Source organism: Paeniglutamicibacter sp. Y32M11, assembly GCF_019285735.1.
Lineage (GTDB): Bacteria > Actinomycetota > Actinomycetes > Actinomycetales > Micrococcaceae > Paeniglutamicibacter.
Map to the genome: position 1 here is coordinate 2,492,573 of NZ_CP079107.1, position 13,493 is coordinate 2,506,065.

The window sequence follows — 13,493 nt, forward strand, 5'->3', positions numbered from 1 at the left end:
TCCACGGATCCCTAAGTCCGGTAGCGACTCTGCCGGGACGGGCTGCGGGAGCGCACACTGGAGACATGAAGATCCTGTTGCGCAGCCCGCGCCTGATATTGCGAGAATTTACCGATGAGGATGCCGGGCTGTTGGTAGAGCTGGATTCGGATCCACGCGTCATGCGCTTCATCTCCAACTCGGTACCCACGCCCGTTCTCGAACTCATCGATGATTACCTGCCCGCCTACCTGAACTACCACCGCGCCGGGGCTGACTTCGGGTTCTGGGTGGCTCAAATGCGCGAAACCGGGGAGTTCATCGGCTGGTTTCACCTGCGCCCGGAGCCCGGTGGACCCATCGACGAACCGGAGCTTGGCTATCGAATCAGGCACAAGTTTTGGTCTCAGGGATTTGCCACCGAGGGAGCCCGGGCACTGATCAACCATGGGTTCACCGTGGATTCGGTGGCGGTTACCCGAATTATTGCCAGCACCATGGTGGTGAACACGGCATCACGTAGGGTGCTGGAAAAATCCGGCATGAGGTTGATCCGCCACTTTACCGCCGACTGGCCGGTGCGCATCGACGGGGACGAAGCAGGAGATGTTGAATATGCCATCACCCGGCACCAGTGGCTCACCACGCGCTAAGCGCTGTTGGTCGCCGGGTCTCGACGCCGGGCGTCGATCAAGATCACCGGTGAGGTCTGTACGCTGGGAAATAACCTCACTCCTGCCCACCAACAAAGGACAAAATGACCGAAACAGCATTCGTCCGGATCGCTGAAAATATCGCCCGGATCAATCACGCCGGACAGGTAGATAAATCCGGTATCGACTACATCACCCATCCCGAACGTGTTGCCGCTGGCGTTGCGCAACACGGCGGCAACACCGAGGCCATTGCCGCAGCTTGGCTACACGACGTGCTGGAGGACTGCGACGTGAGCGCCGCCGAACTCGCGCTTGCCGGGATCCCGGCCACGGTAATCGAGGCGGTGCAAGCAGTGACCAAGATCGACGGCGAATCGCTACAAGATTATTGCGCGCGCATCGCGGCGAATCCCACGGCCCTGGCGGTGAAGCGTGCGGATCTGGCGGATAACACCGACCCCGCCCGGACGGCCCTGTTACCGGCCGAAATGCGCGAGCGGTTGGCCGCCAAGTACGCCCGGGTTCGCTCGTTGCTCGGATTCACCCCTCCGGCCTAGGCACCGGACCACCCTGCGCTGCGGTATTTCTTAGTTATTTTCCACCACGGGGCTTTGGCCCCTTGTCCGGGGCGGGTTCGGCGGCCAAGAATGGAGTAAAGCGCAGGATTGCTGCGGCACGCACCATCAATGGGGGGGCACCATGGAGAACGTCGGTACTGCGGCGCCCGCGCCTCATCCGCTGCCAGACCCTTCTCAGGATCCGGGTCAGGATCACGGAATTGCCGAGGCAACGGGCCCGCTGCAGCACAATGACCCCGATTCACCCATCCGTGTTTTCATCCTTGATGATCATGAGTTGGTCCGCCGCGGCCTGCGCGAATTACTTGAGGGTGAGGGCTTTGAGGTGGTGGGTACTTCCGGCACCGCGGGTGAGGCACGCAAACAGATCCCGGCGCTCCGCCCGGATGTCTCGGTGCTTGATGCCCGGCTGCCCGATGGCACAGGCATCGAGGTCTGCCGCGATGTGCGTTCGATTGATGAGTCGCTCAATTGCCTGATTCTCACCAGCTACGACGACGAACAAGCCCTGCGCGGGGCGGTACTCGCCGGCGCCATGGGATACGTGCTCAAGCAGATCGCCGGCAATGACCTGATCAACGCGTTGCGCCGGGCGGCTCGCGGCGAATCGCTGTTCACCCCGGGGCTCAAGGCCCGCATCATCTCCGGGTTGATTACCCACGAAAACCTTGACCCGCGGTTCACCCAACTGACCACGCAGGAACGCCGCGTGCTGGAACTGGTGGGTGAGGGACTGAGCAACCGGCAGATCGGCGAGCGCATGCGCTTGGCGGAGAAGACGGTGAAGAACTACGTCTCCTCGATGTTGGCGAAGCTGGGTTTTGAATCGCGCACCCAGGCAGCGGTGTTTGTGACCCATCCGGTGCGTGGTCCGGACGCCGGTGGTACCTAGTCCGTTCTGCCCGGCGCTGGCGGTGCTGGCAGCGGGATGATCCAGCTCAGGGTGGTGCCGTGCCCGGGCGTTGAGTGTACGGCCAGCGTTCCTCCGAGTTCGGCGGCACGTTGGCGCATGTTTGCCAGTCCGCTTTCGTGGTGCACCGCGCCAAGTCCCACTCCGTCATCGTGGATACGCAGGTGCAGCGTGGAAGAGGTCGGTTCGATGCTCAGTTCCACGGCGCTTGCATGGGCATGGCGCACCACGTTGCTCAGGGCCTCGGTGATCACCGCGAGCACGTGGGTGAGCGTGCTCTGGTGTACCAGTGCATCTATTCCGTCTCCCAGGTGCACCCGTGGGGTGAAGTCTAGGGGTTCGGCGGCCAAGCGAATGGCTCGCAGAATCCGGGAGCTGGGACTTTCGCTAGCCCCCACGGTGGCCTGTAGCGAATAGATGGTGGCACGCAGCTCGGCAATGGTGGTGTCCAGTTCCCCGGCGATGGCCCCCGCGCGTTCCCGGGTCGCGAGGGTTGGTAGGTGTTTGCTCAGCGCGCTGATGCCCAAACCCGCGGCGAAGATGCGTTGGATGACGATGTCATGCAGGTCCCGGGCGATGCGTTCGCGCTCCAGATAGAGCAGGACCTCCTCGCGTAGGTGATGCATCTGGAGAAGCCCGAGTCCCTGGGCGACGTTATCGGCGAAGATCCCGGCCATCTGGATGTCGACCGGCCCATACTCATCACTGCCCTCCTCGCGGATCATCAGCAGGATTCCGTAGTGCGTGGCGCGGGCACTGAGTTCTACCAGCAGCGTGTGGGCACCGGTGGGGATGAGGCCGGCGGGCAGGATGGCGTCGGGCGTGGGTAGCAGCAGGGGCGTGGAGTACGCCAGGTTCAGTTCATTGCTCTCCCCCTGCTCCGGCAACACCCTTCCCACGAGACCGTCCGGGAGGTTCTGGCTAATCCCGGAGATCCGGTAACCGGGTCCGGTTCCCTCCTGATGTTCGATGGGGGTCAGCAGCAACGCATAACTGGCGCGCGATTCGTTGCTGGCCAGCTCCGCCACCTCGTTAAGCCCCTGGGTGTGGTGGCGCGACTCTCCCCCCAGCAAACCGCCAATGCGTGCACAGGCGCTGAGCCAGCGGGCGCGATCTGCGGCATCTTGGTAGAGCTGTGCATTCTCCAGGGCGACCGATGCGCTTCCGGCGAGCGCAGCGCCAAGCTCCTGATCGGCCTTGGAGTAACGGTCCTTACCGTTTTTAGGTCCCAGGGTGAGTAGCGCGAAAATTTCCTGCCGGGTCCGCAGTTCTAGGCGCAGACGCTTGGCTTCGTCCTTACCTGCCGGTTGGCTTAAACCGGCGGCATCCTTGCCCTTGGCGAGGTGTCCTTGTTGGTGCGACGAGCTGGTGAGCTCTAAGAGGCCCGAGCTGGCGCCGTAGATGGCCATTGCCTCATCAAGCACGCGGTGGGTGATGGCGGTGACGGAGAGATCGCTGGAGATCGAGGCCATGGAGGCGAGCAGTTCGCGAATACGGGCATCGCTGCGCTTGGACATCTCTACCTCCTGACCCCTATGCGCCAGACTACTCGCGATGCCGAAGCCGGGACCAGAGAGTGCGCTGCGGATTTATTGCTCCGTGCGCTAAATCGCGCCACGTGGTGCGGAAAGCCCGGCGCATGTCCCCGATGCGCATCCGCGGTGCAATTCATCGGAAACGCGGATGCCCGCGCTCGCATCCCCCGTCGGGAAGCTCATGGGGCGATCTCGATATTTGAGACGTCGCTACTGAGATGGCTGACCGTCTGTATATCGTGAGGCATGGACGCGATTCAAGCCAACCCCGGCATCATTCCCCCTTTTGTTGACGGAGCGTGGCTACACGGGCACCACCGTCAGGTGATCATTGCCGATGCACGCTGGTACCTCAATGGATCCTCCGGGCGGGACGCATTCGACAGGGGGCACATCCCCAACGCCGTGTTTGTCGACCTCGATACGTGGTTATCCGGCGAGTCCGGCGCGCGGGGGCTCAATCCTCTGCCCTCTCCGCTGGTTTTCGCCCGGGGGATGTCTTCACTGGGGGTGGGCGATGACTCGACGGTCATCGCCTACGACGATGCAGGGGGCGTCATTGCGGCACGGTTGGTGTGGATGCTGCGGGCACTCGGGAAGCGGGCAGCATTGCTCGATGGCGGCATTGCCGCATGGAATGGTCCACTCGAACGTGAATCGGTACATCCTGTGCCGGCGCACTTCACGCCGGCGCCCTGGCCCGAAGCATCTCTGGTGCATGCCGAGGACCTCGCTGCCTAGACCGGGATCGTGGTTGATGCCCGCACCACCGAACGCTTCGACGGTAGCCTTCAGCTCCCCACGGATCCCCAAGCCGGGCATATTCCCGGCGCGGTGAACGTGCCCTGCAGAGAAAACCTGGACTCCGTTGGCCGGCTCCTGCCGGTCGCCGAGGTACGTGAGGCGTTTGCGCGCGCCGGGGTCCAGGACGGCTCTGCCGTCGTTTCCTATTGCGGATCCGGCATCACCGCGTGCCACAATCTGCTGGCCCTCGAACACGTCGGGCTCGGACGCGGCCGCCTCTACCCCGGTAGCTGGTCCGAATATGCCAGGGACCCGCGACGCGTTGCGGAGAGGTAGATCCAACCGAGAAGACATTCGACCACGCCCCGATCCTATGGTCTGGCGCGTTCCCACCTAGCTCTGTCACTGGCGCACGTGGGTCAGTGATATCGTGAGATACTAGAACATAGATTCGAATGCGTTCGAGCGTGCGCCAGTCCCGGGCCGTCGCACGCCGACAACTGCCCCGACGAGTCGACACACGATCGGGGCGCCTGACCGGCTCAGTCTCCGGCGATGGCCTTCACCGCCGCCACCACGGCCCGGGCAGCGGTGGCCACCTCGGATTCCTTGACCTTGCGTGTAAAGCTCAGGCGCACCGCGGTGTGCGCCTCTTGTTCGCTGTACCCCATACCGATGAGCACCGGTGAGGGATCGGTGGACCCCGCCGAACATGCCGAACCGGAGGAACAGATCACCCCGCGACGCTCCAGTTCCAGCAGAACCGTCTCGCCCCCGGTCTCCGGGAAAACGAAGGAGACGATGCCCGGCACGCGGTGTACCGGATCCCCGGTGAGCCGCGCACGAATCCGCCCATCGGTATTCAGTCCCTTGAGCACCGCGGAAATGATGTAGTCGCCATAACTCTGGGCGGCGGCCTCGGTGTTGGCGCGCGCGGCAAGGGATAACGCGGTGGCGGTGGACACGGCGCCCGCCACATTCTCGGTGCCCGAACGCCGTTCCCGCTCCTGCCCTCCCCCATGGATCAGCGGCTCAAGGGCTAGCTTGCCGCGTACCATCAGCAGCCCGGCCCCCTTGAGCCCGCCAATCTTGTGCCCCGAAATGCTCAGGGCGTCGGCCTGTGCGGCGATCTGCCCCATGTGAAACCAACCGGCCGCCTGCACACCGTCCACATGCACCAGGGCACCGACGTCATGGGCGGCGGCCGCCAGCTCGGTGATGGGTTCGATGGTGCCCACCTCATTGTTCACCGCCATGACGCTCACCAGCGTGGTGTCACTGCGCAGCAATGCCTTGAAGGCGGTCAGCTGTACACGGCCGTGGGCATCCACCGGGGCGATATCCAGCTCAAAACCGTGGTGGCGCACCAAATAGGCGCAGGCCTCGGTCACCGAGGGATGTTCGATGGCCGAGCGAATCAGGTGGCGTCCGCGCGGGGCACCAAGGGCCAACCCCTTGATGGCCAGGTTGTTGGACTCGGTACCGCCGGAGGTGAAAACGATGTCCCCGGTGCGGACGCCCAGCACGCCGGCGGCGGTTTCGCGCGCGTAGTTGAGGGCACGGGCCGCGGTTTGGCCCATTTCATGGGTGCTGGACGGGTTGCCATAGTCGTGGGTCAACAGTGGAATGATGGTGTCCAGCACGTCTTGGCGCACGGGGGTGGTGGCCGCCGCATCGAGGTAAATCACGTTAGTTTGCTTCCATCCTGATATCCAGGCCGAGGTCAAGGGCGCGCACCGAGTGGGTCAGGGCGCCGGAGGAAATGACGTCGACCCCGGTGGCGGCGATTGACGCCACGGTCTCCAGCTTAACGTTCCCGGAGGCTTCCACCAGTGCCGCACCGGCAATGCGACGCACCCCGATGGCCAAATCGGCGAGCGTGAAGTTATCGAGCATGATGGTGTCCACTCCGGCCGCCAGCACCGCGTCGAGCTGATCCAGGGAATCGATCTCCACCTCAAAGTGCACGGTGTGCCCCAGCGCGGCACGGGCCCGGCGCAACGCGTTGGTCAGCGTCGATCCGGTGCCCAGCAACGCGAGGTGATTGTCCTTGGCCATCACGGCCTCGGAGAGATTATCCCGATGATTAAAGCCGCCACCGCAGCGCACCGCGTAGCGTTCAAGCACCCGCAACCCGGGGGTGGTCTTGCGGGTGTCCACGATCCGGGCGCCGGTTCCCTGCGCGGCCGCAACGTAGGCGGCGGTGGCGGTGGCGATGCCGCTCAGGCGCTGAAGCAGGTTTAATCCCACGCGTTCTCCGGCCAACAGCGAGCGGGCCGGACCGCTGACGGTGATCAGCGTATCCCCCGGCGCAAAACTGTCCCCGTCGGCGAGCGCCGGAACCAGTTCGAGGGCGGGATCGGTGAGTTTCATCGCGGTGATGAAGGTGTCCAGCCCGGCGCAGATGCCCGATTCGCGGGCGATGACCGCGGCGGTGGCGGTGGTGTGCGCGGGGATCAGTGTGTTCCCGGTGAGATCTCCGCGCGGGTTATCTTCCTCCAGGGCCGCCAGCACAATCTTCTGAATCACGCGGGCCGGTACCGGTTGGATGTTAATGCCGGGCACCGCGATGTCCGCGCCGGGATTGGAGGTGGAGTGGGTGGTGGTGTGGGTGGTGGTTTCAGACAAGGGTCGTGATCCTTTGCTGTGCTTGAAGCGATTCTTGAAGCGCGGTGGGTGCCTGTTGGGCGAAGCGCTGGAGGTGACCTGCCACCGGTAGCGGTGGCTCAGGTGCATCGGAGCGGTAGTGTGCGCCGAGGGAATTTTCCCGATGCAGCGCGGCGGTGGCGATCAAGGTGGCTAGGGTCAGCAGGTTGGCCAGTTCGTGGGAGCTGCGATCATGCGGGATCACTTGCCAGCGTTCAAGTTGTCGAAGCGCGGATCTCAGCCCATCGCCGGTGCGCACCACGCCCAGGTAGCGCTGAGCTAGATCTTGGAGCTGAGCCAGGTTCTGCAGCTCGTCCGCTTCGGAGTCCGGCGACGATTCTGCCTTTCCCTCGGTCCAACGCCGGGGCGGGGCGACTATCACCTTGGCGAGTGCCCTGTTGGTCTCGGAGTTGGCAAGGTCGCCGATCTCGGGGGTCATCGGCAGGTTCACCACCATCCGCCAGGCGAAGACCAAGCCCTCGAGCAGCGAGTTGGACGCCAAGCGGTTGGCCCCGTGCACACCGGTGTTGGCGCATTCCCCGGCGGCATAAAGCCCGGGCAGCGTGGAGGCACCCAGATCATCGGTCAAGATCCCGCCCATGATGTAGTGCGCGGCGGGCGTGACGGGCACCGGTTCCAGGCCCAGGTCATAACCCAGCTTCCCCAGTTCCGCGGTGATGGAGGGGAAGCGGCGGGCCAGGAACCCCGGCCCGTGTTTGGCTTCGACCGCGCGGGCGTCAAGGTGCACGGTGCCGCCGTTGGCTCGAACCGCGTGGATGGCGCGGGCCACCACGTCGCGTGGTGCCAGTTCGGCATCGGGATGGATCTCTTGCATAAAGCGCTCGCCGTGTTCATTAATCAAGATCGCGCCCTCCCCGCGCACCGCTTCGGAGACCATAAATCCGCCGGGGCTCACCAAGGTGGGGTGGAACTGGATGAATTCGAGATCCCCGAGTGCCGCGCCGGCCCGGTAGGCCAGGGCCGCACCGTCGCCGGTGGCACCGGCCGGGTTGGTGGTGGCGGCATATAGTTGCCCCGAGCCGCCGGTAGCCAGCAGCACCGCGGGGGCGAACAGCTCTTCACGGCTCCCCTCTGGCCCCAGCGTGCGCACGCCGATGACTCTGCTGGTTGCCTGATCCGTGGCGGCGTGAGCCTGGGACGGGTCGGCATGGGGGTTCGCTGCGGTGATCAGTTGGGTGACAAACACATGCTCCCGGATGGTGAGCCCGCCGGCGGCCTCCTGTCGGCGACAGGCGGTGATCAGCGCACTGGCCAGTGACCGGCCCGTGGCATCACCGCCGGCATGCAGGATTCGCGGGTGACTGTGCGCCGCCTCCAAACCCCGAGCAAACTCACCGCTGGCGTCGGTATCAAAGTGCGCGCCGACGCTCACCAGTTCCTGAACATGCGCCCAGGCCGAGGAGCACATCAGCGCCACGGTCTCGGCATCGTTCAGCTGCGCGCCGGCGGTCAGCGTGTCGGCCACGTGGCTCGTGATCGAGTCCCCCGCGGCGATGCCCTCCGGGCCCACGGCGCTGAGCCCACCCTGGGCGTACCAGGAGTTCGAATTCTCCAGCGCATCCTTGGTCAGCAGCGTAACCGTGCGTCCGCGGGCAGCTGCCGAAAGCGCCGCGTAGAGACCGCTGACACCGGAGCCGACGACGATCAGGTCCGCACCGTTTAGCTCCCCGGCGCTCAAATTCGCGGCATTCACGGCCGGGCCGCCAGCATCCGCTCCAGGGCCACCTTCGCGTCGGCCGCCACGTCATCGGCCACGGTGATCTTGTTCAGCACCACCCCATCCACCAGTGCCTCCAACACCCAGGCGAGGTAGCCGGGGTGAATGCGGTACATGGTGGAGCAGGGGCAGATGACCGGGTCCAGGCAGAAGATGGTGTGTTCGGGGTGCGCGGCGGCCAACCGGTTCACCATGTTGATTTCGGTGGCGATGCCGAAGACCGAACCGGCCGGCGCATTGGCCACGGCCTTTTGGATGTAGTCGGTGGATCCGGCCTCATCGGCCGCGTCTACCACCGGCATCGGGCATTCGGGGTGCGCCAGAATCCGCACCCCGGGGTGTTCGGCGCGCGCCTTCTCGATCTGGGCCACGGTGAAGCGCTTGTGCACCGAGCAGAAGCCATGCCAGAGGATGACCTTGGCATCGAGCAGGGTGGCAGCGTCATTGCCACCCAGCGCCTTGCGCGGATTCCACATCGGCATCTTTTCCAGTGGAACGCCCATGGCCTTGGCGGTATTGCGTCCCAGGTGCTGGTCCGGGAAGAAGAGCACCCGACGACCGCGCTCAAACGCCCATTCCAACACCGTGGCGGCGTTCGAGGAGGTGCAGACGATCCCGCCGTGCTTGCCAACAAAGGCCTTCAGCGCCGCCGAGCAGTTCATGTAGGTCACCGGGATGACGGCGGCCTTACCGTCGGCCTCCGATTCCTCCGCGTAGAGATCCATGAGCTGTTCCCAGCATTCCTCCACCGAGGATTCATCGGCCATGTCGGCCATCGAACAGCCCGCGGCCAGGTTCGGCAGGATGACCTGCTGCTCCGGCGTGGAGAGCACATCGGCGGTCTCGGCCATAAAGTGCACACCGCAAAAAACGATGTACTTGGCCTTTTCACGCGTCAGCGCCGCATTGGCCAGTTGGAAGGAATCCCCCACGAAGTCGGCAAACGCCACCACCTCATCACGCTGGTAGTGATGCCCGAGCACCACCAGGGAATCACCGAGGGTCTTTTTCGCGGCAAGAATGCGTGTGGTGAGTTCGGCATCCGAGGCTTCGCGGTACTCGGCGGGAATTTCTCCCTGGCGCGGGGTGGAAACCGGCGCCACATCCTCTTGCGAGGAGCCGGGCCCATAGGCCGGTGCACCGGTGTCAAAAAGCCACGGCCCCTTGGACAGATCGGTGTTGCAGCTGGCCTCGGGGGAAACGAGTTTCAGGCTCTGCAGGGTGGAATTGATGCTGCTCATGCGATGGACTCGCTCTCAAGTCGGTGGGTAGGTGTGCCGGTGTAGCGATAGAGGCGTGGGGGGCGGTGTTTGCCGCCGGAGAGGAACTCGTCGGTTTCCTCGATGTTGGCCGCCGTGCGCAGTTGCCGGCGGAAGTTGGCTGGATCAAGGGCCTTATCCAGCACGGCCTCATAGACCTCACGGACCTGGGCCAGGGTAAAGCGCTCGCCGAGTAGGCGGTGGGCGATGGAGCCGTATTCGACCTTGTTGCGCAGGCGCCACAGCGCGTACTCAATGATTTCCCGATGGTCAAAGGCCATCTCGGCCAGGACCTGCGGGTCATCGGCACGGAACCAGGCGACATTCGGGTCATCCAGCAGCACCGAGGTGGCTCGATCGTGCGCATCATCCTCGCGGACCAATGCCCAGTAGACGATGGAGACGACCCGGCGGGTGGGCGAACGGTCTAGGTCCCCGAAAGCGTAGAGCTGTTCAAGGTAGCGCGGGATCAATCCGGTGGTATCGCGCAGGTTGCTCGCCGCGGCGTCCAGCAGTGAGTCCCGGGCCCCGAGCGGGCCACCGGGCAATGCCCATTGGCCACGGAAGGGTTCGCGTGTGCGACGCACCAGTGGTAGCCAGAGGCTCTTGCGCCCGGTGCGTTCGTTATCGCGTAGCGAAAATATCACCGTGGACACGGCAAGTGTTGGCGGTTGCTCGCGGCGTTCTGCCACATTCGAAAACGGCAAGCGATCCACCTTCCTAGTTAGTGTCACTTTGACCATAAGTGAGGCTACTCCCAACCAGCGCCATCCGCAAGAGCATGACACGCCGCAGAACCACGGGCATTACCGACTCGTTACTCGGCCATGACGAGCCTTGACTGGCCCGAGAACCGCGGATGTACTGAGCTCACCACCGGTCTGCATTCCACCTCGGATGCCGACTTCCTGCAGTGAAAGCGTGAATGACATGCCCCAAGAACCGGGCCCTGACAGCAATACCGGGGCCATGCGACTGATCTTCGAATACGAGGGAGACGCGGTTCGACTCATCTCCCAACAACGGGTAAATATGGCGTTAACCGGAGCCGAAACACCTCTTGAATCCCGCAATGGCCACTTCGCCGTCATCCGCGATACGGCAGAACGGGAGATCGCCCGCGTCCCGGTGAGCGGCCTTCAGAACACACTGGAGGTCTTCCCCGAGACCGCCGGTGAACCCATCGTCCGCGTTACCCCCGATGCACCACGCGGCGCCTTCACCGTGATCCTGCCGGCGCCCACGGCCGCGGCAAGCGTCGCACTCCTTTCCGTGAGCACCCCACCAGCGGACCGCGAGGTTGAACCGGGGCTCCCGCCGGCACCAATCGAGCCCACCGAAACGGTCCTTGGCGTCTTTACCCTCGAGCCTCAGGGAGATTCAGAATGACTACCGCCGATGGCACCATCATGGGAACGACCCAGATCAGCGGCTCGGCACCGGCAAATAGAGCCTTCAACGTGGTGCTGCTGGGCGACGGATTCCAAACTGGCCAACAGGGTGCCTTCAACACGGCCTGCTCCGCGTTTGTCAGCGCGTTGCTGGGCACGGCACCGTTTACCGATCTGGCCAGCGCCATCAACATTTTCCGGGTTAATGTTTCCTCCACCGACACGGGGGCAGATGATCCGGTCTCCGGAGGCGGCACCGGGGCGAGCGCCCGCACCTACTTTGATGCCAGCTTCGGCGGGAACGGCATCCGTCGGCTCCTGATCTGCAATACCAGCACGGTACTTTCCGTCGCCGCGGCCCAAGTCCCACAATTCACCCTGGCGCTACTGGTGGTTAATTCCACCATCTATGGCGGCTCCGGCGGCTCGGTGGGCACCTTCTCGCTGGCCTCGGGGGCCTCGGAGATCGGCATTCACGAGGCGGGGCATACCGCCTTTGGCCTGGCCGACGAATATCCCTACTACGCCGGGGGCGCCGAAACCGGGCACGACCACCACCCGGCGTCCGAACCCGGGGAACCCAACGTCACCATCAACACCAACCGTGCGACGCTCAAATGGGGCTGGGCCGTCGCAGCGAGCACCGCGTTGCCCACCATGGCCAATCCCAATTGTGCGGCCGTGGATTCCCGGGCCAGCACCGTGCCCAACGGCACCGTGGGAACATTCGAGGGAGCGCACTATTACCACTGCGGGGCCTACCGCCCCGAGTACGACTGCAAAATGCGCAACCTTTCGGTCCCGTTTTGCCGGATCTGCGCTCAGGTGATTATCAACCGCATTGCGCCGCTGACCACACTCACGGCCCGCGCTCGCACACCCATCAACGTCGTGGCTCGGTACCCGGAGCACCTTGACGTTTTTGCCGCGGGTACCGATGGACGCACCGTCACCGACTGGTGGGATGCCTCCACCGGGTGGAGCGGCTGGTTCCAGATTTCCGGTGGCGTGGCGTCCCCGGGTGGTCCCGGCTCCCCCATCACCGCGGTTTCCCGCTACGCCCGACATTTGGACCTCTTCACCGTTGGCACCGACAATCGGGTCTATTCGGCATGGTGGGACGCGTCCGGCGGATGGTCCAACTGGTTCGTTTTGGCCGGCGGATTAATCGCGCGGCCCGGCTCCACCGTCAACGTGGTCTCCCGGCTCACCGGACACCTGGATGTGTTTACCACGGCCGCCGATGGCCGAATCATGTCCTGTTGGTGGGATGCGTCCGGCGGCTGGTCCACTTGGTTCCACGTCTCCGGCGGTATTGCCGCGGCCGGGGCCACCGTCACGGCGATCGCCCGGTACCCCTTCCATTTGGACCTCTTCACGGTGGGCACCGACAATCGCATCTGGAGCTGCTGGTGGGATGAACGCAGCGGGTGGTCCTCCTGGTTCCGGATCGGGTCTCAGCTTGCCCGCAGTGACTCGACGGTGAATGTGGTGGCTCGCCATCGTGACCAGCTGGATCTGTTCACCGTGGCTTCGGACCAAAAAATCGTGAGCACGTGGTGGAATGCGCTCGGCGGTTGGGGCAGCTGGTTCCAGGTCTCAGGCGGTCTCGCCTCACCCGGATCGCAAGTTACCGCGGTATCCCGGTACTCGAATCAGCTGGATCTGTTCACCGTGGGCACCGATAACCGCATCTACAGCACGTGGTGGCATGACCCTGGCGGATGGGCTGGCTGGTTTAACGTCAGCGGTGGCATTGGCGCCCCGGGCAGCACGGTCACCGCCATCTCCCGCATCACCGAGCACCTTGATGTTTTTGCTGTTGGCTCCGACTCCAAGGCCTACAGCACCTGGTGGGATGGAAGAACCGGTTGGGCCGGCTGGTTCCAACTGGGCGTCAGCTAGCCACGGCACGTTGCCGGTGGCGAAACTGCCACCGACAACACACCCAATATCCAGCGGAGTGCCCGCTCCGGCGCGATGGAAACCACCGCAGGATCATCCCGGATCGGACTCTCCCTTTGTGCCATCATTTCTTGGCCCCTGCGCTCAGTCAT

At 64.2% G+C, this 13,493-nt stretch carries 13 protein-coding genes; 7 read left to right on the plus strand and 6 right to left on the minus strand.

From position 1 onward, the window contains the following. Positions 1-65 precede the first annotated feature (65 nt). The 3 genes from KUF55_RS10920 (at position 66) to KUF55_RS10930 (ending at position 2,105) form a co-directional block, all read left to right on the plus strand. The gene (locus KUF55_RS10920) at positions 66-632 is read left to right on the plus strand and encodes a GNAT family N-acetyltransferase (RefSeq protein WP_132358222.1); all 567 of its coding nucleotides are present in this window, start codon (positions 66-68) and stop codon (positions 630-632) included. Positions 633-736: 104 nt separating this feature from the next. Further along, the gene (locus KUF55_RS10925; protein WP_132358224.1) at positions 737-1,192 is read left to right on the plus strand and encodes an HD domain-containing protein; all 456 of its coding nucleotides are present in this window, start codon (positions 737-739) and stop codon (positions 1,190-1,192) included. Positions 1,193-1,334: 142 nt separating this feature from the next. Beyond that, on the plus strand, positions 1,335-2,105 hold the full coding sequence (locus KUF55_RS10930) for a response regulator transcription factor (protein ID WP_255556973.1): 771 nt from the start codon (positions 1,335-1,337) through the stop codon (positions 2,103-2,105). Here KUF55_RS10930 and KUF55_RS10935 read toward each other — a convergent pair. Then, on the minus strand, positions 2,102-3,640 hold the full coding sequence (locus tag KUF55_RS10935) for a sensor histidine kinase (protein ID WP_218816661.1): 1,539 nt from the start codon (positions 3,638-3,640) through the stop codon (positions 2,102-2,104). The two genes, KUF55_RS10930 and KUF55_RS10935, sit on opposite strands and share 4 nt — an antisense overlap. Before the next feature lie 264 nt (positions 3,641-3,904). On the opposite strand from KUF55_RS10935, the gene KUF55_RS18770 reads away from it, so the two are divergent. Both KUF55_RS18770 and KUF55_RS18775 read left to right on the plus strand, forming a co-directional pair. Continuing rightward, positions 3,905-4,399, plus strand: coding sequence for a sulfurtransferase (locus KUF55_RS18770; RefSeq protein WP_255556974.1), 495 nt, complete (start codon positions 3,905-3,907; stop codon positions 4,397-4,399). Positions 4,400-4,408: 9 nt separating this feature from the next. Beyond that, positions 4,409-4,738: a sulfurtransferase gene (locus tag KUF55_RS18775; protein ID WP_255556975.1), complete on the plus strand. Its 330-nt coding sequence runs from the start codon at positions 4,409-4,411 to the stop codon at positions 4,736-4,738. 206 nt (positions 4,739-4,944) lie between these two features. Here the strand turns inward: KUF55_RS18775 and KUF55_RS10945 are convergent, their stop codons facing one another. Genes KUF55_RS10945 through KUF55_RS10965 form a run of 5 tightly spaced genes read right to left on the minus strand, consistent with a single transcriptional unit; the run spans position 4,945 to position 10,752 of the window. Next, complete coding sequence (locus tag KUF55_RS10945; protein WP_218816662.1) at positions 4,945-6,090, minus strand: cysteine desulfurase family protein; 1,146 nt, start codon at positions 6,088-6,090, stop codon at positions 4,945-4,947. A gap of 1 nt (position 6,091) precedes the next feature. Beyond that, a complete protein-coding gene (gene nadC / locus KUF55_RS10950; protein ID WP_370630991.1) occupies positions 6,092-6,967 on the minus strand; it encodes a carboxylating nicotinate-nucleotide diphosphorylase in 876 nt (291 codons plus the stop codon). A gap of 55 nt (positions 6,968-7,022) precedes the next feature. Then, a complete protein-coding gene (nadB, locus tag KUF55_RS10955; RefSeq protein WP_255556976.1) occupies positions 7,023-8,762 on the minus strand; it encodes an L-aspartate oxidase in 1,740 nt (579 codons plus the stop codon). Then, positions 8,759-10,027, minus strand: coding sequence for a quinolinate synthase NadA (gene nadA / locus KUF55_RS10960; protein WP_132358232.1), 1,269 nt, complete (start codon positions 10,025-10,027; stop codon positions 8,759-8,761). Before nadA ends, nadB begins: the two co-directional genes overlap by 4 nt. Then, positions 10,024-10,752 (minus strand): NUDIX domain-containing protein, encoded by a 729-nt coding sequence (locus KUF55_RS10965; RefSeq protein ID WP_255556977.1) that lies wholly within the window; start codon positions 10,750-10,752, stop codon positions 10,024-10,026. Before KUF55_RS10965 ends, nadA begins: the two co-directional genes overlap by 4 nt. A gap of 223 nt (positions 10,753-10,975) precedes the next feature. On the opposite strand from KUF55_RS10965, the gene KUF55_RS10970 reads away from it, so the two are divergent. Both KUF55_RS10970 and KUF55_RS10975 read left to right on the plus strand, forming a co-directional pair. After that, positions 10,976-11,434, plus strand: a complete 459-nt coding sequence (locus KUF55_RS10970) for a hypothetical protein (RefSeq protein WP_218816663.1) — start codon at positions 10,976-10,978, stop codon at positions 11,432-11,434. Next, positions 11,431-13,341, plus strand: a complete 1,911-nt coding sequence (locus KUF55_RS10975; RefSeq protein ID WP_218816664.1) for a M64 family metallopeptidase — start codon at positions 11,431-11,433, stop codon at positions 13,339-13,341. Before KUF55_RS10970 ends, KUF55_RS10975 begins: the two co-directional genes overlap by 4 nt. Positions 13,342-13,493: the final 152 nt, after the last annotated feature.